The sequence below is a fragment of the Streptomyces mutabilis genome, from assembly GCF_014649815.1.
Lineage (GTDB): Bacteria > Actinomycetota > Actinomycetes > Streptomycetales > Streptomycetaceae > Streptomyces > Streptomyces mutabilis.
Genome location: NZ_BMTT01000004.1, coordinates 341,173 through 365,226, shown reverse-complemented (window position 1 = coordinate 365,226; position 24,054 = coordinate 341,173). Strand labels below are relative to the sequence as shown.

Sequence of the window (24,054 nt, the reverse complement as noted above, 5' to 3'; positions counted from 1 at the left end):
CCACCCCTCGGCGTTCTCCTCGGTGTTCCGCGCGGTGTGCGCCTCGGAGCGGGCCCGAGGCATCCTTCCCCGTACCCGGCCACGTCACCGCTATGAATCCGCTCACTCCGCGGCCCCGGGGCGGGCGGAACACGCTTGCGGTGCAGCGGGTTTGGGAAAACCGGCCCGCCCATCGGGCTGCACCGCGGACCCCTCGCGGAGTACCCTTCCTTGATCGTTGGGACGGGGTCTGACCCGGAGTGCTCCGAGGGAGCGGAAGGCGGTGCGCGGGTGGGCTCGGGAGGGCTGGAGCTACCCCCTGGTGACGAAGGCCGGGAGGGGAGCTCCACGGACGTCCCGCCCGGTGCGGTGTCCCTGGCGCGGCCGATGAACGCGGGCGCGATCGGCCCGGAACTGGAGTGGGACGCCGAGGCCTGGCACGAGGTGCGCACGCGGGCGCAGCGCGCCGGCCGGGCGTACATCTGGCTCAACCTCGTCGAGCAGCGGCTGCGGGCGGTCGTGGCCGCCGTCCTGCGTCCGGTCTACGAGCCCGTCCACGGCGACGACTGGGTGGTCGCCGCCGCCGGACCCGCCGGTCAGGAGTGGGTGCAGCGCGCCGTCGCCGTCCGCGAGGTAAGCCGCCGCAAGGGCTACCTGCTCGACCCGGCCGACGACAACGTCCTCAGCTTCCTCACCCTGCCGCAGCTGCGCGAGCTGATGGTCCAGCACTGGCCCTGCTTCGAGCCGTACGTGGACGAGCGGCGCGAGGTGGAACTCGCCCTGGACGAGCTGGAGGTCACCCGCAACGTCGTCTCCCGCAACCGGGCACTGTCCGAGGCGGTCCTGAACCAGGCCGAGCGGGCGGCGGCGCGGCTGCTGGAGGTCCTCGGCGCGGGCAGTGACGTGCCGTCCACGCGCCGCCTGCCGGTGGACGCGGTGGAGGACCTGGTCGGCGACCGGTACGCCGACGTGGTCGCCGTGCACTCGGACCGGGTGCGGCTGCTGCGCCAGTTCCCGGCCGAGGACCTCTTCGGCAGCGCGCGGCGCGTGGACGCCCTCGGCATCGGCCTCAACCTGCTCGTGCAGAACTTCTCCGGCCGCCGCCTGCTCCGGCTGGCCGAGGCCGGCGGCCGGGTGCGGCTGCTCTTCCTGAACCCCGCCTCCAGCGCCATCAAGCGCCGCGAGCGCGAACTCGGCATCAAGCGGGGCGAGCTGAGCCGTGCCGTGGAGATGAACATCCTGCACATGCGCCGGGTGCGCGCCCGACTGCGCGACCCCGGCGCGTTCGAGATCCAGGTCTTCGACGAGACGCCCCGCTTCACGGCCTACCTCGTCGACGGCGACGGCGCCGACGGCATCGCGGTCGTCCAGTCCTACCTGCGCCGCACGCGCGGGATGGAGGCTCCGGTGCTCGTGCTGCGCAACGGCCGCAACGGCGGCAGGGTCGTGAAGTCGGACCAGACGGACGAAGGTGGACTTTTCCCCACCTACCGTGAGGAGTTCGAGCTGATGTGGGCGGACTCGCGGCCGGTCTCGTGAACGCGGCCCTCCGAGGCTCGTCGGCGGGGCAAGCGGAAGGCGATCCTCTGATTGTCAGTGGCCCGTGCGAGGGTGGAGGCCACTGGGGGAACGCACCACCAAGAAGGGGGACCGCCCATGGGCTGGCACCGGGAGCTGCTGATCGGCTTCGACCTGGAGACGACGGGCACCGATCCGCGCGAGGCGCGCATCGTCACGGGGGCCGTGATCGAGGTCAAGGGCGGAGAGCCGCTGGGGCGCCGCGAGTGGCTGGCCGACCCCGGTGTGGAGATCCCGCCGGACGCGGTGGCGGTCCACGGCATCAGCAACGAGCGGGCCACCGCCGAGGGGCGCCCCGCCGACCAGGTCGCCGACGCCATCGCCGGCGTGCTCGCGTCATACTGGAGGACGGGCGTCCCGGTCGTCGCCTACAACGCGGCCTTCGACCTCACCCTGCTCTCCGCCGAGCTGCGGCGCCACGGCCTGCCGTCCCTGCGCGACCGCCTGGGGGGCCTCGATCCGGCACCCGTCATCGACCCCTACACGATCGACCGCTCCGTCGACCGCTACCGCCGCGGCAAGCGCAACCTCGAAGCGGTCTGCAGGGAGTACGGCGTCCCGCTCGACGCCGCCCACGACGCCACCGCCGACGCCCTCGCCGCCGCCCGGCTGGCCTGCGCGATAGCCGGCCGCCACCCCAAGGTGGCGTCCCTCGGCCCGGCGGACCTGCACCACCGGCAGGTCGAGTGGTACGCCGAGAGGGCGGCGGACTTCCAGAGCTTCCTGCGCCGCAAGGGCGACGCCACGGCCGTCGTGGACGGGAGATGGCCGGTGCGCGAGCCGGCCGACGAGCGGGTCTGACCCGGCACCGCGTCCCCGCGCCAGCTCAGAAGGGGTACCACCGCACCGTCGGATCACCGTCGCGCAGCGACGCCACCCGGCGTTCGAATTCCGCCAGCGCCTTGGGGTTGCTGGGCGCGTGCTGCGCCACCCACGCGCAGCTGGCCGTCTCCCGGGCGCCGCGCAGCACCGCGCAGCCGTCCCACTCGCGTACATCCCAGCCGTACGCCGCGGTGAAGGCGTCGTAGGCCTCGGCGGGCAGCCCGTAGCGGTCCCGGCTGAGCGCGAGCACCACAAGGTCGTGCTCGCGCAGGTCGGTGGAGAAGGTCTCCAGGTCGACCAGGACCGGACCGTCGGGACCGACGTGCACGTTGCGGGGCAGCGCGTCCCCGTGGATCGGGCCCGGCGTCAGACGCGGGGTGAGCGCGGCGGCCGCCGACGCGAAGCCGTCCCGCCGCTCGCGCAGGAAGGCGGCGTCCGCCGGGTCGATCACGTCGCCCGCTAGCCGCAGCCAGCGTTCCACCCCGCCCAGCAGTTCGCGGGGCGGCAGCCCGAAGGAGGGGGAGGGCAGTCCGTGCACCAGCCGGAGCAGCACGGCCACGTCCCGCGGCTCGGCGGGCCGCACCGGGTCGGGCAGCCGCCGCCACACGGTCACCGGGTGCCCGTCGACGACCAGCGCCGTCGGGTCGGCCGCCCGCACCGCCGGCACACCGGCCTCTTCCAGCCATACCGCGACGGCCAGTTCCCGGCGGGCCCGGTCGAGGAGTTCCGCGTCCCGGCCCACCTTGACCGCCAGGCCACCCGCGGCGAACACCGCGTTCTCGCCGAGGGCGAGCAGTCGCGCCTCCCGCGCCGGACCGGGCAGCACATCCGCCTCGGCCAGCACCTCCCGCGCCCGTGCCTCGTCCATCGCTTCCCGCCTCCGTGTCCGCCTGGTTCCCGCCATCCGTCCGTCAGTGTCGCATTCGCACAGGTGGGAGCGTGTGCGCGGGCTCTTGACGGGGCACGGCGCCTTCACGACCATGACCAGGCCCGTCCGAGCCGCGCAAAGGGGCTGATTACGTGACATCGGTGACCGAGTCGAGGAGACCGGCGCGCGGTGCGCCCGACCGGGACCGGTCGCGACGCGGCCCGGACCACGGCGCCTGGTTCCTGGTGCTGCCCGCGCTGGTCCCCATCCTGCTGCTCAGCGTCGTACCGCTGCTCTACGGCATCCTGCTCGCGTTCACCGACGCCCAGTCCGGCCGGACCGAGCCCACGCAGTGGATCGGCTCGCTGAACTTCCAGGACCTGCTGCACGACACCCTGTTCTGGGAGTCGTTCCGCATCGGGCTGCTGTGGGCCGTCGGGGTGACGGTGCCGCAGTTCCTGCTCGCGCTCGGCCTCGCCCTGCTGCTCAACCAGAACCTGCGCATGCGATGGCTGGCCCGTGCCCTGGCGATCATTCCCTGGGCGATGCCCGAGGTCGTCGTCGGCATCATGTGGCGTCTGGTCTACAACCCGGACGCGGGCATCCTCAACGAGACGCTGCGCGACCTCGGCCTCGGCGACGGCCGGGACTGGCTCAGCGGCCTCGCCACCGCCCTGCCCGCAGTCATCGTCGTCGGCGTCTGGGCCGGCATGCCCCAGACGACCGTCGCCCTGCTCGCCGGCCTGCAGAACACCCCGCGCGAGCTGCACGAGGCCGCCGCCGTCGACGGCGCCGGTGCCTGGCGCCGCTTCCGCACGGTCACCTGGCCCGCCCTCAGACCGGTCGCCCTCGCCATCACCGCGCTCAACCTCATCTGGAACTTCAACTCCTTCGCCCTGGTCTACGTGCTGACCAGCGGAGGCCCCGGCGGCCGCACCCGGCTGCCCATGCTCTTCGCCTACGAGGAGGCCTTCCGTTACGGGCAGTTCGGTTACGCCGCGGCGATGGGCTGCGTCATGGTCGCCGTGATCTCGATCGTCCTGGCCGTCTTCCTCGCCGGCCGGCTCAAGGGCGGACTCAAGGGAGGTGACGAGGCGTGAGGACCTCGACCACGACCCGCGTGGGCCAGTACGCCGCGCTGCTCGCGTACCTCGTCTTCCTGGCCTTCCCCTTCCTGTGGCTCATCTCCACCGCGTTCAAACCGCCGCAGGAGCTGGGCAGTCTCCATCCCACCTGGATCCCGGAGAACCCGACGCTCGACAACTTCCGGCAGGCCTTCGACGAGCAGCCCCTGCTGCGCGCCGCCCTCAACTCCCTGCTCGCCGCGCTCGGCGCCGCCGTGATCGCCGTGCTGATCGCGACGCCGATGGCCTACGTCATGGCCCGTCACCGAGGCCGGCTCGCGCGGGCGGCCACCGGGTGGGTCGTGATCAGCCAGGCCTTCCCCTTCGTGCTGGTGATCATCCCGCTCTTCCTGGTCCTGAAGAACCTCCGGCTGATCAACAGCGTTCCCGGGCTGGTGATGGTGTACGTGGTGTGGTCGCTGCCGTTCGCGCTGTGGATGCTCGCCGGGTACGTCCGCGCGGTGCCGGCCGAACTGGAGGAGGCGGCCGCCGTGGACGGCGCCGGGCGGCTGCGCACCCTCGTGTCGGTGACCGCGCCGCTGCTCGCGCCGGGGATCGTGGCGACGGCGCTGTTCGCCTTCATCACCGCGTGGAACGAGTTCTTCTTCGCGCTCGTACTGCTGAAGACACCCGAGAAACAGACCCTGCCGGTGATCCTCACCCACTTCATCGGCGCCGAGGGTGTCGCCGACCTCGGCCCGCTCGCGGCGGCGGCCTTCCTCGCCACTCTGCCCTCGCTGCTCGTCTTCGCCCTCATCCAGCGGCGGATCACGGGCGGCATGCTCGCCGGGGCGGTGAAGAGCTGATGCGGGCACGCACGCCGATCACCACCCTGCTCGTCTCCCTCACCCTGCTGCTCGCGGGCTGCTCGGGCGGCGGTGACGCAGCGGACGACGGCCGTGTCACCCTGCGCTTCCAGTCCCTGGCCTGGCAGGAGGAGTCCGTCCAGGCCAACAAGGAACTGGTGCGGGAGTGGAACGCCACCCACCCCGACGTACGCGTCGAGTACGTCCAGGGCAGCTGGGACAGCGTCCACGACCAGCTCCTCACCTCCTTCGAGGGCGGCGAGGCGCCGGACATCATCCACGACGCCTCCGACGACCTCGCGGACTTCGCCTACGGGGGCTACCTCGCCGACCTGACCGACCTGCTGCCCGAGCGGCTGAAGTCGGACATCCCACAGCGCAGCTGGGAGACGGTCACTTTCGGCGACGGCGTCTACGGCGTGCCCTTCCTCCAGGAGCCGCGCGTACTGATCGCCAACGCCGCCCTGCTGGAGGAGTCCGGCGTCCGTGTCCCGACGCCCGAGGACCCCTGGTCCTGGGCGGAGTTCCGGCAGGTGACGAAGCGACTCAGCGGCGACGGGAGGCACGGGGTGGCCTGGCCGCTCAAGGAGCCCGTGTCCGCCACGCTCAACCTGTCCCTGTCCACCGGCGGGCAGCTGTTCCACCGCGGCGCGGACGGAAAGGTCACCGTCCGCTTCGAGGAGGGCGACCAAGTGGTGCCGCGCACCGTCCACGACCAGGTCAACACCGACCACAGCGCCTCCGCCACCACCCTGGGCAGCGGCGGCTCCGACACCCTGCCCGGGTTCTTCGCGGGCAAGTACGCGATGGTGCCGCTCGGCTTCGCCTACCGCCAGCAGATCGAGCAGCAGGCGCCCGACGGCTTCGACTGGCAGGTGCTGCCCGCCCCGGCGGGAGCCGACGGACTCACCCAGGGCGTCAGCCCGCAGACCCTGTCCATCGCCGAGGACAGCCGCCACAAGGAGGAGGCCGCCGCCTTCGTCGACTTCCTCCTCCAGCCGGACAACATGGTGCGCCTCGCCCTCGGCGACTGGATGCTGCCCACCGGCACCCGGGCCCTGGAGCATCCCGCCCTGCGCACCCCCGAGCACGGCTGGGCCACCGGCACCGCCCTCGCCGAACACCTGCGTTCGGCGCCCGCGCAGTCCGTGCGGGGCTATCCCGAGTGGAAGGACAAGGTGGCCACCCCCGCGCTCCAGGAGTACTACAGCGGAGCGATCGGCATGGAGGAGCTGCACGAGCGGCTGGAGGAGGACGGCAACCTGGTGCTCGCCCGCTACCAGCGCTGACGGACCGCGAACGGAAACGGTTGCACGAGACGTCTCGTCTCGCCTACTCTCGCAAGATGACCAGTCCCGCACACATCGCCATGTTCTCCATCGCCGCGCACGGCCACGTGAACCCCAGCCTGGAGGTGATCCGCGAACTCGTCGCACGCGGACACCGGGTGACGTACGCCGTCCCGCCGCTCTTCGCGGAGAAGGTCGCCGAGGCGGGCGCCGAGATCAAGCCGTGGAACAGCACGCTGCCCGGCCCCGACGCCGACCCCGAGGCGTGGGGGACCACGCTGCTGGACAACGTCGAGCCGTTCCTCGACGACGCGATCCAGGCGCTCCCGCAGCTCGTCGAGGCGTACGAGGGCGACGAGCCGGACCTGATCCTGCACGACATCGCCTCCTACCCGGCCCGGGTCCTCGGCCACCGCTGGGGCGTGCCCGTGGTATCCCTCTCGCCGTGCTTGGTCGCCTGGGAGGGGTACGAGAAGGAGGTCGGCGAGCCGATGTGGGAGGAGCCGCTGAAGACCGAGCGCGGCCGGGCGTACTACGCCCGCTTCCACGCCTGGCTGGAGGAGAACGGGATCACGATGCACCCGGACCCTTTCGTCGGCCGCCCCGCACGCTCCCTGGTGCTGATCCCGAAGGCGCTCCAGCCCAACGCCGACCGCGTCGACGAGAAGACCTGCACGTTCGTCGGCGCCTGCCAGGGTGACCGCGCCGCCGAGGGGGAGTGGCAGCGTCCGGAGGGCGCCGAGAAGGTCGTCCTCGTCTCCCTCGGTTCCGCCTTCACCAAGCAGCCGGCCTTCTACCGGGAGTGCGTCGCGGCCTTCGCCGGGCAGCCCGGCTGGCACGTGGTGCTCCAGATCGGCAGGCACGTCGACGCGGCGGAGCTGGGCGACGTACCGGAGAACGTGGAAGTGCGTTCCTGGGTGCCGCAGTTGTCGGTGCTTCAGCAGGCCGACCTGTTCGTCACCCACGCGGGCGCCGGCGGCAGTCAGGAGGGCCTGGCCACCGCCACACCGATGATCGCCGTGCCGCAGGCAGCGGACCAGTTCGGCAACGCGGACATGCTCCAGGGGCTCGGCGTCGCCCGGTACCTGCCCACCGAGGAGGCCACCGCCGAGGCCCTGCGCACCGCCGCCCTCGCCCTGGTCGACGACCCCGAGGTGGCCGGGCGCCTGAAGGAGATCCAGGCCCAGATGGCGCAGGAGGGCGGCACCCGGAGGGCCGCCGACCTGATCGAGGCCGAACTGGCGGCGGCGAGGGCCTGACCGCACCCGGACGCGAGAGGGCCCGTCGGTTCCCCGAGAACCGACGGGCCCACCGTCCCGGTTCCGGACCGCTCAGACCTGACCCGCTCGCTCCGCCCGCCCCGGTCGTCCGGGGTGGGCACCTCGGCGACCGCCTGGGGACTCGTCGGGGGTGAGGTCCGGCAGCCGGTGCAGCCACGTCGGCAGGTACGGGTTGCGCTCGCCCAGCAGCGCCATCACGCCGGCAGCAGCACGCCCCGGATACGGCAGCCCATCGGTGCCGGGCGCTCCAGCCGCAGGCTCGGGCGGTGATGCCCCGTACCCGTAAGTCGCCATTCCCCATGACGGACTTGCCCCTCCCATACCACCGTTCTCACCGCTGAAGGATGCAGGCCCCTACTTCTATCTGCTCTTCCCGGGGGCGCGGGGCAGGGTTCGGCGGCCCACCGGCGCCCATCCGCAGGGTTGTTGAACAAGTCACAGGTGTGCGTGGTGGTTGAACCGCGCACACGGCATCGGCGAGAGTGGCGCGCATGTCCGCCTGGCGCGCGGACCCGGCCGTCGTGCCCACCCCCCACGGGGCACGACGGCCGTTCTATGGTGTGCGCATGACGACGAGGTACGCGGCGCTGCTGCGCGGGATCAACGTGGGCGGCGCGAAGAGGCTCCCGATGGCCGACCTGCGCGCACTCCTGGAGGAGCTCGGATACGGCTCCGTACGCACCCATCTCCAGAGCGGACAGGCCGTGTTCGCGTCCGGCCACGGCGACGAGGAGACGCTGGCCGCCGAGTTGGCGCAGGCGATCGAGAAGCGCTTCGGCTTCCCGGTGCACGTCATCGTCCGCGACCACGCCTACCTCCGGACGGTCGCCGAGGCGTGCCCTTTCCCGTCCGCCGAGCTGGAGCCCAAGCAGCTCCACGTCACGTACTTCTCCGCGCCGGTCGACGAGCAGCGCTTCGCGTCGATCGACCGGCCCGCCTTCCTGCCCGAGGAGTTCCGCCTCGGCGACCGGGCCCTGTACCTGTACGCGCCGGACGGCCTCGGCCGCTCCAAGCTCGCCGAAGCCCTGGCCAGGCCCCGCGTGAACAAGGGCCTGATCGCCACCACCCGCAACTGGAACACCGTCACCAAGCTGGTCGAGCTGACCGGTGCCTGAAGGGGGCGGGTGAAACCTCAGGCCCCCACTGCCGCCAGCACCGGCACCCGCGCCGCCTCGTACCGCTCCAGCAGCACCCGCGCCACCTCCGGCGAGGGGCCGAGGACGTCTGCCAGTACGTCCGCCCCGACCGCGCCCCGAGCGATGCGGTCCGGCAGGAAGCCGGGGGCCAGGACGTAGGGGGCGACGGCCACACGGGCGCAGCCCAGCTCGCGCAGCTCCCGGACCGCGTCCTCGGTGCGGGGAAGGGATGCGGAGGCGAACGCAGGCCGCACGGCGCACCAACCGGTGTGCCGCCACTCCCGCGCGATTTCAGCGATCACTGCGATCGCCTCCGGGTCGGAGGACCCCGCCGAGGCCAGCACGACCCCGGTCGAGGACTTGTCGGCGGGGGTGAGGCCCGCCTCGTACAGGCGCCGTTCCAGCGCCGACAGCAGCAGCGGGGAGGGGCCGAGTACCTCCGCCTGACGGATGCGCAGCCGCGGTGGTGCGTCCGCCAGGACCGCCGGGATGTCGGCCTTCGCGTGGAAGGCGCGGGTCAGCAGGAGCGGGAGGGCCACGACGTCCCGCACGCCCTCCGTCTCCAGGGACTCCAGCACGCCCTGCACCGACGGGACGTTGAAGTCCAGGAAGCCCGTCTCCACCCGTACGTCCGGGCGCAGCGACCTGACCCGGCGTACGAGGGCGTGCACGGTGGCGGCGTGCCGCGGGTCGCGGCTGCCGTGGGCGATGACCAGGAGGACCGGCGCGGACATGACGGCTTCAGCTCCTCACCATCAGGCCGCGGCTGCGCAGCACCCACCGCTCCAGCGGACTGAAGATCAGCAGGTCGATGGCGATACCGACGATCAGGATGAGCAGGATGGCCTCGAAGACCATGGCCATGTCGCTGGCGTTGCGGCCGTTCTCCAGGAGCTGGCCGAGGCCCACACCGAGATCGGGGAACGACGCGATGATTTCGGCGGCCATCAGCGAGCGCCAGGAGAACGCCCAGCCCTGCTTCAGGCCGGCGACGTAGCCGGGCAGCGCGGCGGGCAGCACGATGTGCCAGGTGCCCTTCAGACCCGTCGCGCCGAGCGTGCGGCCCGCGCGCAGGAAGATCGGCGACACCTGGTCGACGCCCGACACCAGACCGTTGGCGATGGACGGCACCGCGCCGAGCAGGATGACGGCGTACATCATCGAGTTGTTCAGGCCGAGCCAGATCACGGCGGGCGGCACCCAGGCCACCGACGGCAGGGACTGGAGGCCGGAGAGGATCGGGCCGATCGCCGCGCGGACGAACTTCACGCGGGCGACGAGCAGTCCCAGCGGGGTGCCGATGAGCAGGGCCAGCAGGAAGCCGGACAGGCCGCGCGAGACGCTGGTCCAGATGTAGCCGAGCAGTTCGCCCTGGAGCCACGCCTGGTGGACGACGTCCCACACGTCGGACGGGGCGGGCAGCTTGGTCGGGTCGTCGACGATCTCGAAGGAGACCAGCGCCTGCCACACGGCCAGGACCAGCAGTACGGCCACGACCGGCGGCAGGACCTTCTGCGTGAGCGTCCGGTGGAAGGGTGTGCGGCTCTTGTGCTGGGTCTCCAGGGCGTCGAGGCCCGCCTCCAGCCCGGCGAGGTCGCCCGCGTCCTTGGCGGGCGGGGTGGTGTCAGTGCTGGCCATGGCGGCGGATCTCTCCCCGGAGTTCTTCGGTGATCTCGACGGACAGTTCCGCGACCTCGGTGTCCTCGATGCGGCGCGGGTGCGGGATGCCGACCGTCCACTCGCGCGCCACCCGTCCGGGACGCGAGGACAGGAGCACGACGCGCTCGGCGAGGCGGACGGCCTCGCGGACGTTGTGCGTGACGAACAGGACGGACAGCCGCGTCTCGCGCCAGATCCGGGTCAGTTCGTCGTGCAGGACGTCGCGGGTGATGGCGTCCAGTGCCGCGAACGGTTCGTCCATCAGCAGCAGATTGCTCTCCTGGGCCAGCGCCCGGGCCATCGCGACCCGCTGGCGCATGCCGCCGGACAGCTCGTGCACGCGTTTGCCGTGCGCGCCCTTGAGGCGGACGAGTTCGAGCAGCTCCTCCGCCCTGTCGCGGCGTTCGGACTTGGGTACGCCGCGCAGTTTCAGGGCGAGTTCGATGTTCTTGCCGGCGGTGAGCCAGGGGAAGAGGGCGTGCTCCTGGAACATCAGGGCCGGCCGTCCGTCCGTGGTGATCGCGCCGGCGCTGGGTTCGTCGAGCCCGGCGACCAGGTTGAGCAGTGTGGACTTGCCGCAGCCGGAGGCCCCGAGGAGGGTGACGAACTCGCCGGGCGCGACGTCGAGGGTGATGTCGTCCAGCACGAGCTGCTGCCCGGCGGGGCCGGCGAAGGACTTCGAGACGTGCTCGATCCGGGCGGCGTGCGTGACCGTCGCGGTGCCCTCGTCGGCCTTGGCGAGGGTGGTGGTCGTGGCCATGGTCGTCACCTCCTGGGGATGGTCGGGTTCCGGGCTTACTGGGCGCCGAGTCCGGCGTCGTCGACGGCGGGCTCGCCCTTGGCCTTCAGGACCTTGTTGAGCAGCGTGAGGTCGTAGATGCCGTTCAGGTCGGGCTGTTCCAGCAGGCCCGCCTCGACGGCGTGGTCGGCCTGGGCTTCGAGGGTGGCGGCCAGCGGGTCGTCGGTCAGCCGGATCGACTTCCACGCCGGGTCCAGGACGTCGGCGGGCAGGGCCTTGCCGGTGTCCTCCTCCAGCTGCTCGTTCGCGGCGGCCTTGGCCTTGTCGGGGTTGGCCCGGATCCACTCGTTGGTGTCGACCGAGGCCCTCAGCACCGCCTCGACGGCCTTCGGGTGCTCCTTGAGGAACTTCTGGGACACGATGATGTTCGTGATCACGAACTTGTCGTCCGGCCACAGCGTCGACTCGTCCAGCAGCACCTTGCCGCCCTCGGCGACCAGCCGGGAGGCCGTCGGCTCGGGCACCCACGCGCCGTCGACGGAACCGGCCTTGTAGGCGTCCGGGGTGACCTTGTTGTCGCTGCGGACGACCGTGACATCGCCCTTGCCGCTCTGCGCGTCGACCTTCCAGCCCTGCTCGGCCACCCAGTTGAGGAAGGCGACGTCCTGCGTGTTGCCGAGCTGCGGGGTCGCGATGCGCTTGCCCTTGACGTCCTTCAGCGACTTGATCTTCTCGGGGTTCACCACCAGCTTCACGCCGCCGGAGGCCGAACCGCCGATGATCCGCAGGTTCTTGCCGTCCGATTTGGCGTACCCGTTGATCGCCGGGGACGGTCCTATCCAGCCGATGTCGATCGAGCCGGAGTTCAGCGCCTCGATCTCGGACGGACCCGCGTTGAAGACCGCGTACTTGGCCTCGGTGGCGCCCAGCTCCTTCTGGAAGAGGCCCTTCTGCTTGCCGACCAGGGCGGTGGCGTGGGTGACGTTCCCGAAGTAGCCGATCCGGACGGAGTCGAGACCGTCGATCTTCTCGGCTCCGGCGGCGATCTCCACGCCCCCGTCGTCCTTGGCCTGGGAGCCGTACCCGCAGCCGGCGAGGACCAGCAGCGGCAGGGCGGCGAGGGCCGCCAGGGTGCGGCGCAGGGGCTTGGTGGCAGGCACGGGAGGTGTTCCTCTCGTTGGCCCGGCGGTCACGTTCCGTCAGGTCGTGGCCGGGAGATCGGCGGGTTTTCGTCTACGGCGGTGGGGGGTGAGGGCGCGCGAGCGGTGCGCGTACGTCACCGTCCACATCGCCCGACGCCGCCCTGCCCGCTGCCGAGGGCGCCGCTGCCGACGCGGCCGCCCTCCTTCGCGAACGTGGAGTAGAAGTCGGCGGAGCCCATGCTCAGAAGTCCCACCCGTTGTCGTCGGCCTCGTCCTTGACCGGCTCGGGCGCGGCGAAGGACTCGCCGGCCATGCCCGCGGTCAGCGTCGTGCCGTCGCTCGGGTCGATCAGGATGAAGGAGCCGGTGCGGCGGGAGTCGGCGTAGGAGTCGGCGGGCAGCGGCTCGGCGGTGCGGATCTTGACCCGGCCGATGTCGTTGGCGACCAGCTGCCCGGGGTGCGGGTGCAGGGACAGGTCGTCCAGGGTGAGCCTGGCCGGAATGTCCTTGACGATCGCCTTGACGGTGCGGGTGCCGTGTTTGAGCAGGACCCGGTGGCCGACGGTGAGCGGGGCGTCGGCGACGTGGCAGACGGTGGCCTCGACGTCCTGGGTGGTGGCCGGGGCGTCCTTGCTGGGCACGATCAGGTCGCCGCGCGAGACGTCGATGTCGTCCTGGAGCAGCAGCGTCACCGACTGCGGAGTCCAGGCCGCGTCGACCGGCTCGCCCAGCAGGTCGATGCCGGACACCTTCGAGGTGCGGCCCGAGGGCAGGACGGTCACCTCGTCGCCGACGCGGAAGGTCCCCGCGGCGATCTGGCCCGCGTAGCCGCGGTAGTCGCGGTGCTCGGTGGTCTGCGGCCGGATCACGTACTGCACGGGCAGCCGGGCGTGGCAGTGTGCCAGGTCGTGGCTGACCGGCACCGTCTCCAGGTGCTCCAGCACCGTCGGGCCGCCGTACCAGTCCATGACCGCCGACGGCTCCACCACGTTGTCACCGGCGAGTGCGGAGATCGGGATCGCGGTGACCTCCGGGACGCCCAGCTCGGTCGCGTACGCCGTGAACTCCTCGGCGATCGCGGCGAACACCGGCTCCCGGTAGTCGACCAGGTCCATCTTGTTGACGGCCAGGACGACGTGCGGGACGCGCAGCAGCGCGGCGATCGCGGCGTGCCGGCGGGTCTGCTCGACCACCCCGTTGCGGGCGTCGACCAGGATCACCGTCAGCTCGGCCGTGGAGGCTCCGGTGACCATGTTCCGGGTGTACTGCACGTGCCCCGGGGTGTCGGCCAGGATGAACCGGCGGCGCGGGGTGGCGAAGTAGCGGTAGGCCACGTCGATCGTGATGCCCTGCTCGCGCTCGGCACGCAGACCGTCGGTGAGCAGCGCCAGGTCCGGGGCCTCCTGGCCGCGGCTCGCGGAGGCGCGCTCGACGGCTTCCAGCTGGTCGACGAGGACCGACTTGGAGTCGTGCAGGAGGCGGCCCACCAGGGTGGACTTGCCGTCGTCGACGGACCCGGCGGTGGCGAACCGCAGCAGGGTGGTCTCCGACAGCTCCTCGACCGACAGAGGCTCTACGGGTTCGGTGGTGCTGGTCATGGCTAGAAGTACCCCTCGCGCTTGCGGTCTTCCATCGCGGCCTCGGACATCTTGTCGTCGGCCCGCGTGGCACCCCGTTCGGTGAGCCGGGACGCGGCGATCTCGGCGATCACCTTCTCGATGCTGTCGGCGTCGGAGTCGACGGCGCCGGTGCACGACATGTCACCGACGGTGCGGTAGCGCACCCGCCGCTTCTCCACCGTCTCGCCCTCCTTCGGGCCGCCCCACTCACCGGCGGTCAGCCACATCCCGGAGCGGGCGAAGACCTCACGCTCGTGCGCGTAGTAGATCGCCGGCAGCTCGATGCCCTCGCGGGCGATGTACTGCCACACATCCAGCTCGGTCCAGTTCGACAGCGGGAAGACCCGCACGTGCTCACCGGGGGCGTGCCGGCCGTTGTAGAGGTTCCACAGCTCGGGGCGCTGGCGGCGCGGGTCCCACTGGGAGAACTCGTCGCGCAGGGAGAACACCCGCTCCTTCGCCCGGGCTTTCTCCTCGTCGCGGCGCCCGCCGCCGAAGACGGCGTCGAACTTCTGCGCCTGGATCTTCTCGGTCAGCGGCAGCGTCTGCAGCGGGTTGCGGGTGCCGTCCGGGCGCTCCTTGAGCACCCCCCGGTCGATGTAGTCCTGCACGGAGGCGACGTGCAGCCGCAGCCCGTGCCGCTGAACCGCCCGGTCGCGGTAGTCCAGGACCTCGGGGAAGTTGTGCCCGGTGTCCACGTGCAGCAGCGAGAACGGCACCGCCGCCGGGGCGAACGCCTTCAGCGCCAGGTGCAGCATGACGATGGAGTCCTTGCCGCCGGAGAACAGGATCACCGGCCGCTCGAACTCGCCCGCCACCTCGCGGAAGATGTGCACGGCTTCCGATTCGAGTGCGTCGAGGTGGGAGAGGGTGTACGGGCCCGCCGTACCCTCCTCCACCGCTGCGGCGGTCGTCGTCATGCCAGTCCCCTTTCGGTGAGCAGGGCGTGGACCGCCGCGGCGGACTCCTGGACGGTCTGGTCCTGCGACTCGATGCGCAGGTCGGGCTTGACGGGCTCCTCGTACGGGTCGTCGACCCCGGTGAGCCCCGTCAGCTCGCCCGCGGCCTGCTTGGCGTACAGGCCCTTCACATCGCGCACCGAGCACACCTCGACCGGGGTGGCCACGTGCACCTCCACGTACGCCGTGCCGTTCGCCTCGTGGCGCTCGCGCACCGCGTCCCGGCTGTCCGCGTACGGGGCGATCACCGGGACCAGCGCCGTCACGCCGTTGCGGGCGAGCAGCTCGGCGACGAAGCCGATGCGCTGCACGTTGGTGTGCCGGTCCTCGCGGTTGAAGCCGAGGCCGCGCGAGAGGAACTCGCGGATCTCGTCGCCGTCGAGGAGCTCGACGCGCCTGCCCTCCTCGCGCAGCCGCCCGGCCAGCTCGTGGGCGATGGTGGTCTTGCCGGCGCTGGGCAGCCCCGTGAGCCAGACGGTGGCTCCGGTCGTCACGTGGATCTCCCTGTTTCTCGATGTTCCGGTGGTGTTCGTCATGTCAGCCGTGCAGGCCGCACTCGGTCTTGGAGCGGCCCGCCCAGCGTCCGGCTCGGGCGTCCTCGCCCTCCAGCACGCGACGGGTGCAGGGCGCGCAGCCCACGGAGGCATAGCCGTCCATCAGCAGCGGGTTGGTGAGGACACCGTGCTCGGCGACGTACGTTTGCACATCTTCCTGTGACCACTTGGCGATGGGCGAGATCTTCACCTTGCCCCGCTTCTCGTCCCAGCCGACGACCGGCGTGTTCGCCCGGGTCTCGGACTCGTCGCGGCGCAGCCCGGTGGCCCAGGCCTGGTAGCCCTTCAGGCCCTCCTCCAGCGGCTTCACCTTGCGCAGCGCGCAGCACAGGTCGGGGTCGCGGTCGTGCAGCTTGGGGCCGTATTCGGCGTCCTGCTCGGCGACCGTCTGCCGCGGGGTGAGCGTGATGACGTTCACGTCCATCACGGCTTCCACGGCGTCCCGGGTGCCGATGGTCTCCTCGAAGTGGTAGCCGGTGTCGAGGAACACCACGTCCACGCCGGGCAGGGCCCGGGAGGCGAGGTGGGCGACGACCGCGTCCTCCATGGAGGAGGTCACGCAGAAGCGGCTGCCGAAGGTGCCCGCCGCCCATCGGAGGATGTCCAGCGCGGAGGCGTCCTCCAGCTCGCGGCCCGCCCGCTCGGCGAGCGCCTTGAGTTCCTCGGTCGTTCGCTCTTCCTGAACCGCCGTCATATCGGTTCCCCTCCAGTGGGGTTGGGCTGAAGACCCCGGGCGAGCAGCCCGAGGAACTTCAACTGGAATGCGCGGTTGCACGCCCCGCATTCCCAGGCGCCGTGACCGTCCTCGTGCGGACGCAGGTCCTCGTCGCCGCAGTAGGGGCAGTAGAAGGGTGCGGCGCGCTCGCTCATGACAGGGCCTCCTCGGAGGCGCGGGCCGCCCAGGTGGCGAAGCGCTCGCCGTCCTCGCGTTCGGCCCGGTAGCGCTTGAGGACGCGTTCCACGTAGTCCGGCAGCTCCTCGGCCGTGACCTTCAGGCCGCGCACCTTGCGGCCGAAGCCCGGCTCCAGACCGAGGGCGCCGCCCAGGTGCACCTGGTAGCCCTCGACCTGCTCGCCCCGGTCGTTCAGGACCAGCTGACCCTTGAGACCGATGTCCGCGGTCTGGATGCGGGCGCAGGCGTTCGGGCAGCCGTTGAGGTTGATGGTGAGGGGCTCGTCGAACTCGGGGAGCCGGCGCTCCAGCTCATCGATCAGCGAGGCGCCGCGCGCCTTGGTCTCGACGATGGCGAGCTTGCAGAACTCGATGCCGGTGCAGGCCATGGTGCCGCGCCGGAAGGTGGAGGGCCGGGCGGAGAGGTCCAGCGCCTCAAGCGACTCGACCAGGGAGTCGACCTGCCCCTCCTCGACGTCGAGGATGATCATCTTCTGTTCGACCGTCGTACGCACCCGCCCCGAGCCGTGGGACTCCGCCAGGTCGGCGATCTTCGTCAGGAAGGTCCCGTCGACGCGGCCGACGCGCGGGGCGAAGCCGACGTAGTAGCGGCCGTCCTTCTGCCGGTGCACGCCGATGTGGTCGCGCCAGCGGCTGGTCGGGTCCGCGGGCGCCGGGCCGTCGGTCAGCTTCCGCTTCAGGTACTCGTCCTCCAGCACCTGGCGGAACTTCTCCGCGCCCCAGTCGGCGACCAGGAACTTCAGGCGGGCGCGGTTGCGCAACCGCCGGTAGCCGTAGTCGCGGAAGATCGAGATGACGCCCTCGTAGACGTCCGGCACGTCCTCGATCGGCACCCAGGCGCCGAGGCGCACGCCCAGCTTCGGGTTGGTGGACAGGCCGCCGCCGACCCACAGGTCGAAGCCCGGCCCGTGCTCGGGGTGCTCGACGCCGACGAAGGCGACGTCGTTGATCTCGTGCACCACGTCCAGCACCGGCGACCCGGAGATCGCGGTCTTGAACTTCCGCGGGAGGTTCGAGTAGGCCGGGTTGTTCAGGACGCGGCGCTTCATCTCCTCCAGCGCCGGCGTGCCGTCGATGATCTCGTCCTCGGCAATGCCCGCGACCGGGGAGCCGATCATCACGCGGGGCGTGTCGCCGCAGGCGGTGACCGTGGAGAGGCCGACGCCCTCCAGACGGTTCCAGATCTCGGGCACGTCCTCGATGCGGATCCAGTGGTACTGGACGTTCTGCCGGTCGGTGATGTCGGCCGTGCCGCGCGCGAACTCCTGCGAGATCTCGCCGATGACGCGCAGCTGCGCGGTGGTCAGCGCGCCGCCGTCGACGCGGACGCGGAGCATGAAGTAGCTGTCGTCCAGCTCCTCAGGCTCCAGGACGGCCGTCTTTCCGCCGTCGATGCCCTGCTTGCGCTGGGTGTAGAGCCCCCACCAACGCATGCGCCCACGCAGGTCACTGGGGTCGATGGAGTCGAAACCGCGCTTGGAGTAGATCGTCTCAATGCGTGTCCGCACGTTGAGACCGTCATCGTCCTTCTTGACCTGCTCGTTGCCGTTCAGCGGGGTGAAGTGACCGGCCGCCCACTGACCTTCGCCGCGGTGACGGCTCACCTTGCGGCGGGGGGTCGCGGCAGCGGAATTCGGCGGCGTGGCGGCCATGGGTGACACGTCCTTCGGGACAGCGATGGATGGGGCCGGCGCGTGGCGCCGACCGTGAGGGGCGGTGGTCGGGTGACGGGTGGGCGACTCTGACCTGCGCGTATGGGCGCACGGGCATAGTGCGCGTCATTGCGCGGGAATGAGGCGAAGGCAGGAAATCCGGTAGTGCTGGAGGGTGCTCTCAGCGGACCGGACAGATGGCGCTGGACATGCGGCCGAGGTCGACGTGCCGCCGACTCACCAAGGCAATTCCAGTTCCAGGCATGACGGAAGACTGGCACGGCGATCTGGACACAGTCCAGCAATGTCCAAAATGCAGACACCCTTGTCTCGTACAGCGAGACAAGGGTGTCGTGGGTCACACCCAGGGGTGCGAGCCCCGGTCGGGCGGTCGGTCAGGCGGGGAACGCTCCGGGCCAGGGCCCCGGGGTGGCCGCCTCCGGCTCCTCCTCGACCTTGGTGTCGAAGAGGCGGAAGCCCCGCCGCTGGTAGTTGCCCATCGCGTGCTCGCCGTCCTTGCTGCAGGTGTGCAGCCACACCCTCTTGGTCGTGGCCAGCCCCGGCCAGCGCTCCGCCAGGTCCCAGGCGCGGGCGGTGCCGTAAGAGAGCAGGTGGCCGCCGATGCGCCGGCCCCGGAAGGCCGGGAGCAGGCCGAAGTACTCGATCTCCACGACCCCGTCGTCCCCGGGCGTCAGCTCCACGTACCCCGCGGGCGTGCCGCGGTCGTAGGCGACCCAGGTCTCCACACCGGGCCGCTCCAGGTGCTCCCGCCACCGCGCGTGGCTCCAGCCGAGCCGGTCCGTCCAGCGGATGTCCCCGCCGACCGAGGCGTACAGGAAGCGGCTGAACTCGGGGGAGGGCACCTCGGAGCGGACGATCCGGACGTCCCCCTCGGGCGCGGCGGCCGGCAGCAGATCGGTCGGCGCCGTCTGCTCCAGGGACCAGGTGGTCACGGCGATGTTGGTCATGCCGGTCAGGGAATCACCAGCTCCGCGGATCTGTCGATCCCCGTCCGGTCGCACCGCGACGGCCTCAGTCCAGGGCGTCCTCGATCGACCTCATCGGTACCGCGAACAGCATCCGGCCCGACTGCGACCAGACCTCACCGGTCTCGGCCCAGTACGACAGGGGGCCCGCGGGTCCGCTCCAGCAGCGCTGCGAACGGTCCGCCCCGCACTCCCCGGCCCGGGCGCCCTCCGTGTCCTGGCGCCACAGGGTGCCGCGCCCGTCGTCCCCGCCGGCCGCGCGTCCCAGGTACCAGTCGGCCCGCGCCGCGCCCGCCGGGCGGTAGGAGAGCACGCCGCCCACCTCGGCCGCCCCGGTCTCGTACGCCTCCACCGCGTCGACGTGCCCGGCGGGGTCGGCGTCCGGCAGTCCGGTGCGCGCCGGGTCCGTGCTGAGGGCGTAGCGCCACAGCCGGGTGGGACGGTCGCCGTCCGAGGGCACCCGCTCGCTCGCCACCAGGCTGTCCGGGACCGTGCCGCGGTCCAGCGAGATCGCCCCGGGACGCGCGGCGCCGGAGGAGTCGGGGAGCCGGTACGAGGCGATGGCGGGCAGCACGTACGGGTGGCCGCCCGCCGCCCAGCCGCCGGGTACCCGGCCGACGGTGGAACCGTCGGTCGTGGCTCGCTGGATCCGGTCCACGTCGTACACGAACAGCGCGTCGCGGCCGCCGGTGCCGGCGGTGACCAGCAGCTTGTCCTGGTACCAGACCATGCCGGATACGGGGGAGGAGAGCCCCCGGTAGTCGTGGCCGCCGTCGACGGGTACGGCGAGCAGCGCCGAGGTGTAGGTGAGGCGGTCGGGGTCGTCGGCGTCGACGAACGACACCCGGGCGAGACCGCCCTCGGGTGTGCCGTCGTCGCGGGTCCAGGCGGAGAGGATGACGCGGTGGGTGCCCCAGCGGCCGTCCTCGTCGGCGTCCCCGGAGGTGGTGACCGCGCCGGGGCGCCAGCCCTCGGTGTCGCCCTCCTCCCAGCAGTAGGCGCGGGTGGCCGCGGGGGAGACCGGCAGCGCCTCCCGCTCCCCGGTCGTGCAGTCGTCGGCGTCGCGCAGTGTGTGGTCGGCGGAGTCGAGGACGGCGCCGACGCCCACCGGCTGGCCCATCGCGGCGGAGAGCCGGTCGAGCCAGGGGCGCGGTACGTGATGCTCCGTCAGCCGCAGGTCCTCGGTCGCGGCGGTGGAGGTGAAGGGTTTCAGGGCGCCCGGGTCGTCGGCCACCGTGGCCTGCGAGGCGCTGATCATCGTGGCGGCGCCCGTGAGCGCGAGGGCCGCGCCGGCCAGGGCCGCGCGCAGCGCCTTGCCCCGCCTGCGCCGGCGGTGTCTGCCGCGATGCTTCATGAAACCTCCAGATGCACCGTCCAACTGCGCTCGAAGGTGGCCGCGTTGACCGAGGAGCAGCTGGGGCGGTCCGTAGAGGATGCTACGACAGTCGGGCGGCCTGGCGGACGAGGACGCTGCAAATATGCGAGAACGTACCGCTTTCGTGCGTGCGCTCGCCGCCGCGACCGCCGTGGCGGCGGTCGTCCGGACCCGCCCGCCGGGCCGAGCTGGGCCCGGGGCGGGACGGTGGGAGGGGGAGGGGGAGGGGTGGACGGGCTCGGTCCGGGCGGGGGACGGACCGGGCGGGTCCGGCCGGCGACCGGCGCCGGCCCGGCGGGGAGTCCGGTGGGGGCGCCGGTGCCCTCGGCGCGGTGCCGTCCAGTCACGGCACCGGTACCGCCCCCCGGCGTTCCACGACCGCCGGGGCCGTCGAGTGGGGGAGCAGGTCGCGGGGGTCGGGCGGGAGGACCACCTCGACCTCCACGTCTTCGCAGAAACGATACGGCCGGTGTTCCAGGTAGGCCCCGAGGTACCTCCTGACCCGCGACATCTCCGCCCGCACCGTCACCGTGCGGGCCGGTTCGCCGAACATGTCCTCGGCCAGCCCCGCGGCACTGCGCCCGGCGCGGTGGACGGCCAGCAGGTACAGCAACTCGGCGTGCCGGGGGCTCAGTTCCCGCACCCAGTCCTCCGCACCGCCCAGCACCCGTACCGACCAGCGGCGCGGCTGCCCGAGGTCCAGCACGATCCGGGCGCCCTCCGGCCCCGCCGGCTCCCCGGCCGCCCGCACCAGCCAGCCCTCACCCAGCGGCTCCACCGTGCACGCCCCTAACCCCGGCAGCCACCTCGGCCCGGCGGCCGGGGACCTGGGCAGCACCACCCGCTCCAGGTGCGGCATCCCCGTCACCGCCGCCGTCCAGCCGTCCCGGTCGGCAACCAGGGCCCGCCCGTCCAGCCGGGCCAGCACCGGCGCGGCCACCGCGCGCAGCCGCTCCAGCGACCGTACGTGCGACTCCCGCAGCCGGGCCTCGGCGAGCTTGGCCACCGAATCGACCCAGGCCAGCGTCGCCGGGTGCATCGTCTCCAGCGGTCCGCTCACGTCGACCACGCCGAGCAGCCGGCCGTTGCGCGGGTCGGTGATGGGCGCGCCGGCGCAGGTCCAGGTCGCCTGGGACCGTACGAAGTGCTCGGAGGCGAAGACCTGGACGGGCCGCCGGGTGACCGCCGGCGTGCCCACGCCGTTGGTGCCCACGACCTCCTCGCGCCAGTCCGCCCCGAGTTCGAAGCCGAGCCCGTCGGCCCGGCGCAGCACCCGCGCGCTGCCCTCCCGCCACAGCACCCGCCCCTCGTCGTCGGCGACGACCATGATGTGGTGCGCGAGGTCCGCGACCGACAGCAGCCCCTCACGCAACACCGGCAGCACGTGCCTGAGCGGCGAGGCCTCCCGGCGCCGCAGGACCTCCTCCGGCGACAGCAGCCCGGAACGGAAGTCGTGCTCCGGGTCGACACCGCTGCGCAGCATCCGGTCCCAGGACTGCTCGATCACGGGACGCGGCGCCACCGGGGCCCGCCCGCCGGAGAGTCTCGCGGAGCGGACCTCGCTGAGCACGCGCGCCGCGCGTGCCGTGTCGACGGCGGCGAACTGCGTCACGTCCATCGGCGAGAGCGCCACTGGTCCCCGTCCTCCCCGGAGTCGGATGTTCGTCTCATAATGACCGCTTGCCCAGGGCTGAAGGGCACAGTCCGCACACAGCCGGACGCAAGTTGCAACCCCCTGCAACCCTGGTGGACCGCCGTACCGGCGCCCAAACTTGGAACACGTCGCCCCGAGCGGCGTACTCGGCCTGAACGGGCCTGTGCGGCGGGGGTGGTGCCGTGTCGGCGCAGCACCACCCCCGCTCACCTCCGAGAAATCAGGCCACCGGCCGGGCCCGCTCCACCACCGACGCCAGATCCAGCGTCGGCGGCAGCGTGCCGAAGGCCGCGCCCCCGTCGCCGCCCAGCCGCGCGGCACAGAACGCGTCGGCCACCTCCGGCGGCGCGTAACGCACCAGCAGCGCCCCCTGGAGCACCAGCGCCAGCCGCTCCGCCAGCCGCCGTGCCCGCCCCTCGGCGGCCCCCAGATCGGCCAGCTCCGTCAGCAGGCCCCGGATCGCCGCGTCCAGGCGGTGATCGGCGCCACGGGCCGCGCCCACCTCCGTCAGGTACGCGTCCAGCGCCGCCGGTTCCCGCCCGAGCGCCCGCAGCACGTCCAGTGCCTGCACGTTGCCGGCGCCCTCCCAGATCGAGTTCAGCGGCGACTCCCGCACCAGCCGGGGCATCCCGGACTCCTCGACGTACCCGTTCCCGCCCAGGCACTCGGCGGCCTCCACCGCCACCGGGGCGCACCTCTTGGTCACCCAGTACTTCGCCGCCGGCACCGCCAGCCGCAGCAGCGCCCGCTCCCGCTCGTCGCCGCCCTCCGCCGCGTCGTACGCCGCCGCCAGCCGCAGCCCGAGCGTGGTGGCCGCCTCCGACTCGATCGCGAGGTCCGCGAGGACGTTGCGCATGAGCGGCCGGTCGACCAGCTTCCCGCCGAACGCCTCCCGGTACGCGCAGTGGTGCACGGCCTGCGCCACGGCCTGCCGCATCAGACCCGCCGACCCCAGCACGCAGTCCAGCCGGGTCGCCGCCACCATGCCGATGACGGTGCGCACCCCGCGCCCCTCCTCGCCGACCCGGCGTGCCCAGGTCCCGGCGAACTCCACCTCGGCGGAGGCGTTGGACCGGTTGCCCAGCTTGTCCTTGAGCCGCTGGATCAGGAACACGTTGCGGGTGCCGTCGGCCAGCACGCGCGGCACCAGGAAGCAGGTCAGCCCGTCCGGAGCCTGCGCCAGCACCAGGAAACCGTCCGACATCGGCGCCGAGCAGAACCACTTGTGCCCGGTCAGCTCGTACGTGCCGTCCTCGGCCAGCGGCCGGGCGGCCGTCGTGTTGGCCCGGACGTCGCTGCCGCCCTGCTTCTCCGTCATGCCCATCCCGAACAGCGCCCCGGCCTTCTGGTGGGCCGGCCGCAGCTCCCGGTCGTAGACCCGCGAGGTCAGGCGCGGCTCCCACTCGGCGGCCAGCTCCGGGTCGGCGCGCAGGGCCGGCACCGCCGCGTGGGTCATCGACAGCGGGCAGCCGTTGCCCGCCTCGACCTGCGTCCACATGACGAAGCCGGCGGCGCGCAGCACGTGCCCGCCCGGCCGCGTCCAGGCCGCCGTCAGGCCCGCCGAGACGCCCTTGCCGAGCAGCCGGTGCCAGGCCGGGTGGAAGTCCACCTCGTCGACGCGGTGGCCGTAGCGGTCGTGCGTCCGCAGGGCCGGCGGGTTCTCGTTCGCCTGCGCGCCCCACTCCTGTGTCTGGACCGACCCGCAGCTGCGGCCCAGGCCCGACAGCTCCGCCACCGCCTCCTCCCGCAGTTCCGGTGCCAGGTGCCGCTCGACCGCGGCCGTGAGAGCCCGGTCGGCGGTGAAGACGTCGTGGCCGACCAGCGGCGGTGCCTGATTCGTCACGGTGTGGGTGCTGCCTGCCATGACCGTGAACCTACCGTGCCGCGGACCTGCGGGGAGCCGGCACCGGCCGACGGGCGTC

The 24,054-nt window shown here is 72.3% G+C and carries 23 protein-coding genes; 7 read left to right on the top strand and 16 right to left on the bottom strand.

Features of this window, described 5'->3' with window-relative positions; translation table 11 throughout:
- Positions 1-270 precede the first annotated feature (270 nt).
- Both IE142_RS12465 and IE142_RS12460 read left to right on the top strand, forming a co-directional pair.
- Positions 271-1,518, top strand: coding sequence for a DUF5919 domain-containing protein (locus IE142_RS12465; protein WP_191885788.1), 1,248 nt, complete (start codon positions 271-273; stop codon positions 1,516-1,518).
- 117 nt (positions 1,519-1,635) lie between these two features.
- Positions 1,636-2,358, top strand: coding sequence for a 3'-5' exonuclease (locus IE142_RS12460; RefSeq protein ID WP_191885787.1), 723 nt, complete (start codon positions 1,636-1,638; stop codon positions 2,356-2,358).
- Between the two features lie 25 nt (positions 2,359-2,383).
- Here the strand turns inward: IE142_RS12460 and IE142_RS12455 are convergent, their stop codons facing one another.
- Positions 2,384-3,247 carry a phosphotransferase enzyme family protein gene (locus IE142_RS12455; protein WP_191885786.1) on the bottom strand — a complete coding sequence of 288 codons (864 nt, stop codon included), beginning with the start codon at positions 3,245-3,247 and terminating at the stop codon, positions 2,384-2,386.
- 152 nt (positions 3,248-3,399) lie between these two features.
- Between IE142_RS12455 and IE142_RS12450 the strand changes: the two genes are divergently transcribed.
- The 5 genes from IE142_RS12450 to IE142_RS12430 all read left to right on the top strand — a co-directional run bounded on the left by IE142_RS12450 (position 3,400) and on the right by IE142_RS12430 (position 8,861).
- Positions 3,400-4,347: a carbohydrate ABC transporter permease gene (locus IE142_RS12450; protein ID WP_191885785.1), complete on the top strand. Its 948-nt coding sequence runs from the start codon at positions 3,400-3,402 to the stop codon at positions 4,345-4,347.
- Positions 4,344-5,177, top strand: a complete 834-nt coding sequence (locus IE142_RS12445) for a carbohydrate ABC transporter permease (protein WP_191885784.1) — start codon at positions 4,344-4,346, stop codon at positions 5,175-5,177. The genes IE142_RS12450 and IE142_RS12445 overlap by 4 nt, the downstream gene beginning before the upstream one ends.
- Complete coding sequence (locus IE142_RS12440) at positions 5,177-6,466, top strand: ABC transporter substrate-binding protein (protein ID WP_191885783.1); 1,290 nt, start codon at positions 5,177-5,179, stop codon at positions 6,464-6,466. The genes IE142_RS12445 and IE142_RS12440 overlap by 1 nt, the downstream gene beginning before the upstream one ends.
- Positions 6,467-6,522: 56 nt before the next feature.
- Complete coding sequence (locus IE142_RS12435) at positions 6,523-7,725, top strand: glycosyltransferase (RefSeq protein WP_191885782.1); 1,203 nt, start codon at positions 6,523-6,525, stop codon at positions 7,723-7,725.
- A gap of 587 nt (positions 7,726-8,312) precedes the next feature.
- Positions 8,313-8,861, top strand: a complete 549-nt coding sequence (locus tag IE142_RS12430) for a DUF1697 domain-containing protein (RefSeq protein WP_191885781.1) — start codon at positions 8,313-8,315, stop codon at positions 8,859-8,861.
- Positions 8,862-8,878: 17 nt separating this feature from the next.
- Here IE142_RS12430 and IE142_RS12425 read toward each other — a convergent pair whose 3' ends face one another.
- From IE142_RS12425 to IE142_RS12355, 15 genes are all read right to left on the bottom strand, one after another.
- Positions 8,879-9,616 carry a sirohydrochlorin chelatase gene (locus tag IE142_RS12425; RefSeq protein WP_191885780.1) on the bottom strand — a complete coding sequence of 246 codons (738 nt, stop codon included), beginning with the start codon at positions 9,614-9,616 and terminating at the stop codon, positions 8,879-8,881.
- Between the two features lie 7 nt (positions 9,617-9,623).
- Positions 9,624-10,520, bottom strand: a complete 897-nt coding sequence (locus IE142_RS12420; RefSeq protein WP_043378492.1) for an ABC transporter permease — start codon at positions 10,518-10,520, stop codon at positions 9,624-9,626.
- Positions 10,507-11,301 carry an ABC transporter ATP-binding protein gene (locus IE142_RS12415; protein WP_191885779.1) on the bottom strand — a complete coding sequence of 265 codons (795 nt, stop codon included), beginning with the start codon at positions 11,299-11,301 and terminating at the stop codon, positions 10,507-10,509. Before IE142_RS12415 ends, IE142_RS12420 begins: the two co-directional genes overlap by 14 nt.
- A 35-nt stretch (positions 11,302-11,336) precedes the next feature.
- Complete coding sequence (locus tag IE142_RS12410) at positions 11,337-12,440, bottom strand: aliphatic sulfonate ABC transporter substrate-binding protein (RefSeq protein WP_191885778.1); 1,104 nt, start codon at positions 12,438-12,440, stop codon at positions 11,337-11,339.
- Between the two features lie 223 nt (positions 12,441-12,663).
- Positions 12,664-14,019, bottom strand: a complete 1,356-nt coding sequence (locus IE142_RS12400) for a sulfate adenylyltransferase subunit 1 (protein WP_191885777.1) — start codon at positions 14,017-14,019, stop codon at positions 12,664-12,666.
- Between the two features lie 2 nt (positions 14,020-14,021).
- Positions 14,022-14,960, bottom strand: a complete 939-nt coding sequence (gene cysD / locus IE142_RS12395) for a sulfate adenylyltransferase subunit CysD (protein WP_191885776.1) — start codon at positions 14,958-14,960, stop codon at positions 14,022-14,024.
- Positions 14,957-15,493, bottom strand: a complete 537-nt coding sequence (cysC, locus tag IE142_RS12390) for an adenylyl-sulfate kinase (RefSeq protein WP_191885775.1) — start codon at positions 15,491-15,493, stop codon at positions 14,957-14,959. Before cysC ends, cysD begins: the two co-directional genes overlap by 4 nt.
- A gap of 43 nt (positions 15,494-15,536) precedes the next feature.
- Entirely contained in the window at positions 15,537-16,247 is a 711-nt protein-coding gene (locus tag IE142_RS12385; RefSeq protein ID WP_191885774.1) for a phosphoadenylyl-sulfate reductase, read from the bottom strand.
- On the bottom strand, positions 16,244-16,423 hold the full coding sequence (locus IE142_RS12380; protein ID WP_043378468.1) for a hypothetical protein: 180 nt from the start codon (positions 16,421-16,423) through the stop codon (positions 16,244-16,246). The genes IE142_RS12385 and IE142_RS12380 overlap by 4 nt, the downstream gene beginning before the upstream one ends.
- Positions 16,420-18,117 (bottom strand): sulfite reductase SirA, encoded by a 1,698-nt coding sequence (gene sirA, locus IE142_RS12375; RefSeq protein ID WP_191885773.1) that lies wholly within the window; start codon positions 18,115-18,117, stop codon positions 16,420-16,422. The genes IE142_RS12380 and sirA overlap by 4 nt, the downstream gene beginning before the upstream one ends.
- A 181-nt stretch (positions 18,118-18,298) precedes the next feature.
- On the bottom strand, positions 18,299-18,382 hold the full coding sequence (locus IE142_RS37640; protein WP_351391960.1) for a putative leader peptide: 84 nt from the start codon (positions 18,380-18,382) through the stop codon (positions 18,299-18,301).
- A gap of 130 nt (positions 18,383-18,512) precedes the next feature.
- Positions 18,513-19,085, bottom strand: coding sequence for a GNAT family N-acetyltransferase (locus IE142_RS12370; RefSeq protein WP_191885772.1), 573 nt, complete (start codon positions 19,083-19,085; stop codon positions 18,513-18,515).
- Between the two features lie 64 nt (positions 19,086-19,149).
- The gene (locus tag IE142_RS12365; protein ID WP_191885771.1) at positions 19,150-20,457 is read right to left on the bottom strand and encodes a hypothetical protein; all 1,308 of its coding nucleotides are present in this window, start codon (positions 20,455-20,457) and stop codon (positions 19,150-19,152) included.
- A gap of 364 nt (positions 20,458-20,821) precedes the next feature.
- Positions 20,822-22,111, bottom strand: coding sequence for a GAF domain-containing protein (locus tag IE142_RS12360; protein WP_191885770.1), 1,290 nt, complete (start codon positions 22,109-22,111; stop codon positions 20,822-20,824).
- A 241-nt stretch (positions 22,112-22,352) separates the two neighbouring features.
- Positions 22,353-23,996, bottom strand: a complete 1,644-nt coding sequence (locus IE142_RS12355) for an acyl-CoA dehydrogenase family protein (RefSeq protein WP_191885769.1) — start codon at positions 23,994-23,996, stop codon at positions 22,353-22,355.
- Positions 23,997-24,054 lie beyond the last annotated feature (58 nt).

Coding starts and splice junctions, on each gene's coding strand:
- IE142_RS12460 (WP_191885787.1), top strand. CDS start 1,636: ATGGGCTGGCACCGGGAGCTGCTGATCGGCTTCGACCTGGAGACGACG.
- IE142_RS12455 (WP_191885786.1), bottom strand. CDS start 3,247: ATGGACGAGGCACGGGCGCGGGAGGTGCTGGCCGAGGCGGATGTGCTG.
- IE142_RS12440 (WP_191885783.1), top strand. CDS start 5,177: ATGCGGGCACGCACGCCGATCACCACCCTGCTCGTCTCCCTCACCCTG.
- IE142_RS12435 (WP_191885782.1), top strand. CDS start 6,523: ATGACCAGTCCCGCACACATCGCCATGTTCTCCATCGCCGCGCACGGC.
- IE142_RS12430 (WP_191885781.1), top strand. CDS start 8,313: ATGACGACGAGGTACGCGGCGCTGCTGCGCGGGATCAACGTGGGCGGC.
- IE142_RS12425 (WP_191885780.1), bottom strand. CDS start 9,616: ATGTCCGCGCCGGTCCTCCTGGTCATCGCCCACGGCAGCCGCGACCCG.
- IE142_RS12420 (WP_043378492.1), bottom strand. CDS start 10,520: ATGGCCAGCACTGACACCACCCCGCCCGCCAAGGACGCGGGCGACCTC.
- IE142_RS12415 (WP_191885779.1), bottom strand. CDS start 11,301: ATGGCCACGACCACCACCCTCGCCAAGGCCGACGAGGGCACCGCGACG.
- IE142_RS12400 (WP_191885777.1), bottom strand. CDS start 14,019: ATGACCAGCACCACCGAACCCGTAGAGCCTCTGTCGGTCGAGGAGCTG.
- cysD (WP_191885776.1), bottom strand. CDS start 14,960: ATGACGACGACCGCCGCAGCGGTGGAGGAGGGTACGGCGGGCCCGTAC.
- IE142_RS12385 (WP_191885774.1), bottom strand. CDS start 16,247: ATGACGGCGGTTCAGGAAGAGCGAACGACCGAGGAACTCAAGGCGCTC.
- IE142_RS12380 (WP_043378468.1), bottom strand. CDS start 16,423: ATGAGCGAGCGCGCCGCACCCTTCTACTGCCCCTACTGCGGCGACGAG.
- sirA (WP_191885773.1), bottom strand. CDS start 18,117: ATGGCCGCCACGCCGCCGAATTCCGCTGCCGCGACCCCCCGCCGCAAG.
- IE142_RS37640 (WP_351391960.1), bottom strand. CDS start 18,382: ATGCCTGGAACTGGAATTGCCTTGGTGAGTCGGCGGCACGTCGACCTC.
- IE142_RS12370 (WP_191885772.1), bottom strand. CDS start 19,085: ATGACCAACATCGCCGTGACCACCTGGTCCCTGGAGCAGACGGCGCCG.
- IE142_RS12365 (WP_191885771.1), bottom strand. CDS start 20,457: ATGAAGCATCGCGGCAGACACCGCCGGCGCAGGCGGGGCAAGGCGCTG.
- IE142_RS12355 (WP_191885769.1), bottom strand. CDS start 23,996: ATGGCAGGCAGCACCCACACCGTGACGAATCAGGCACCGCCGCTGGTC.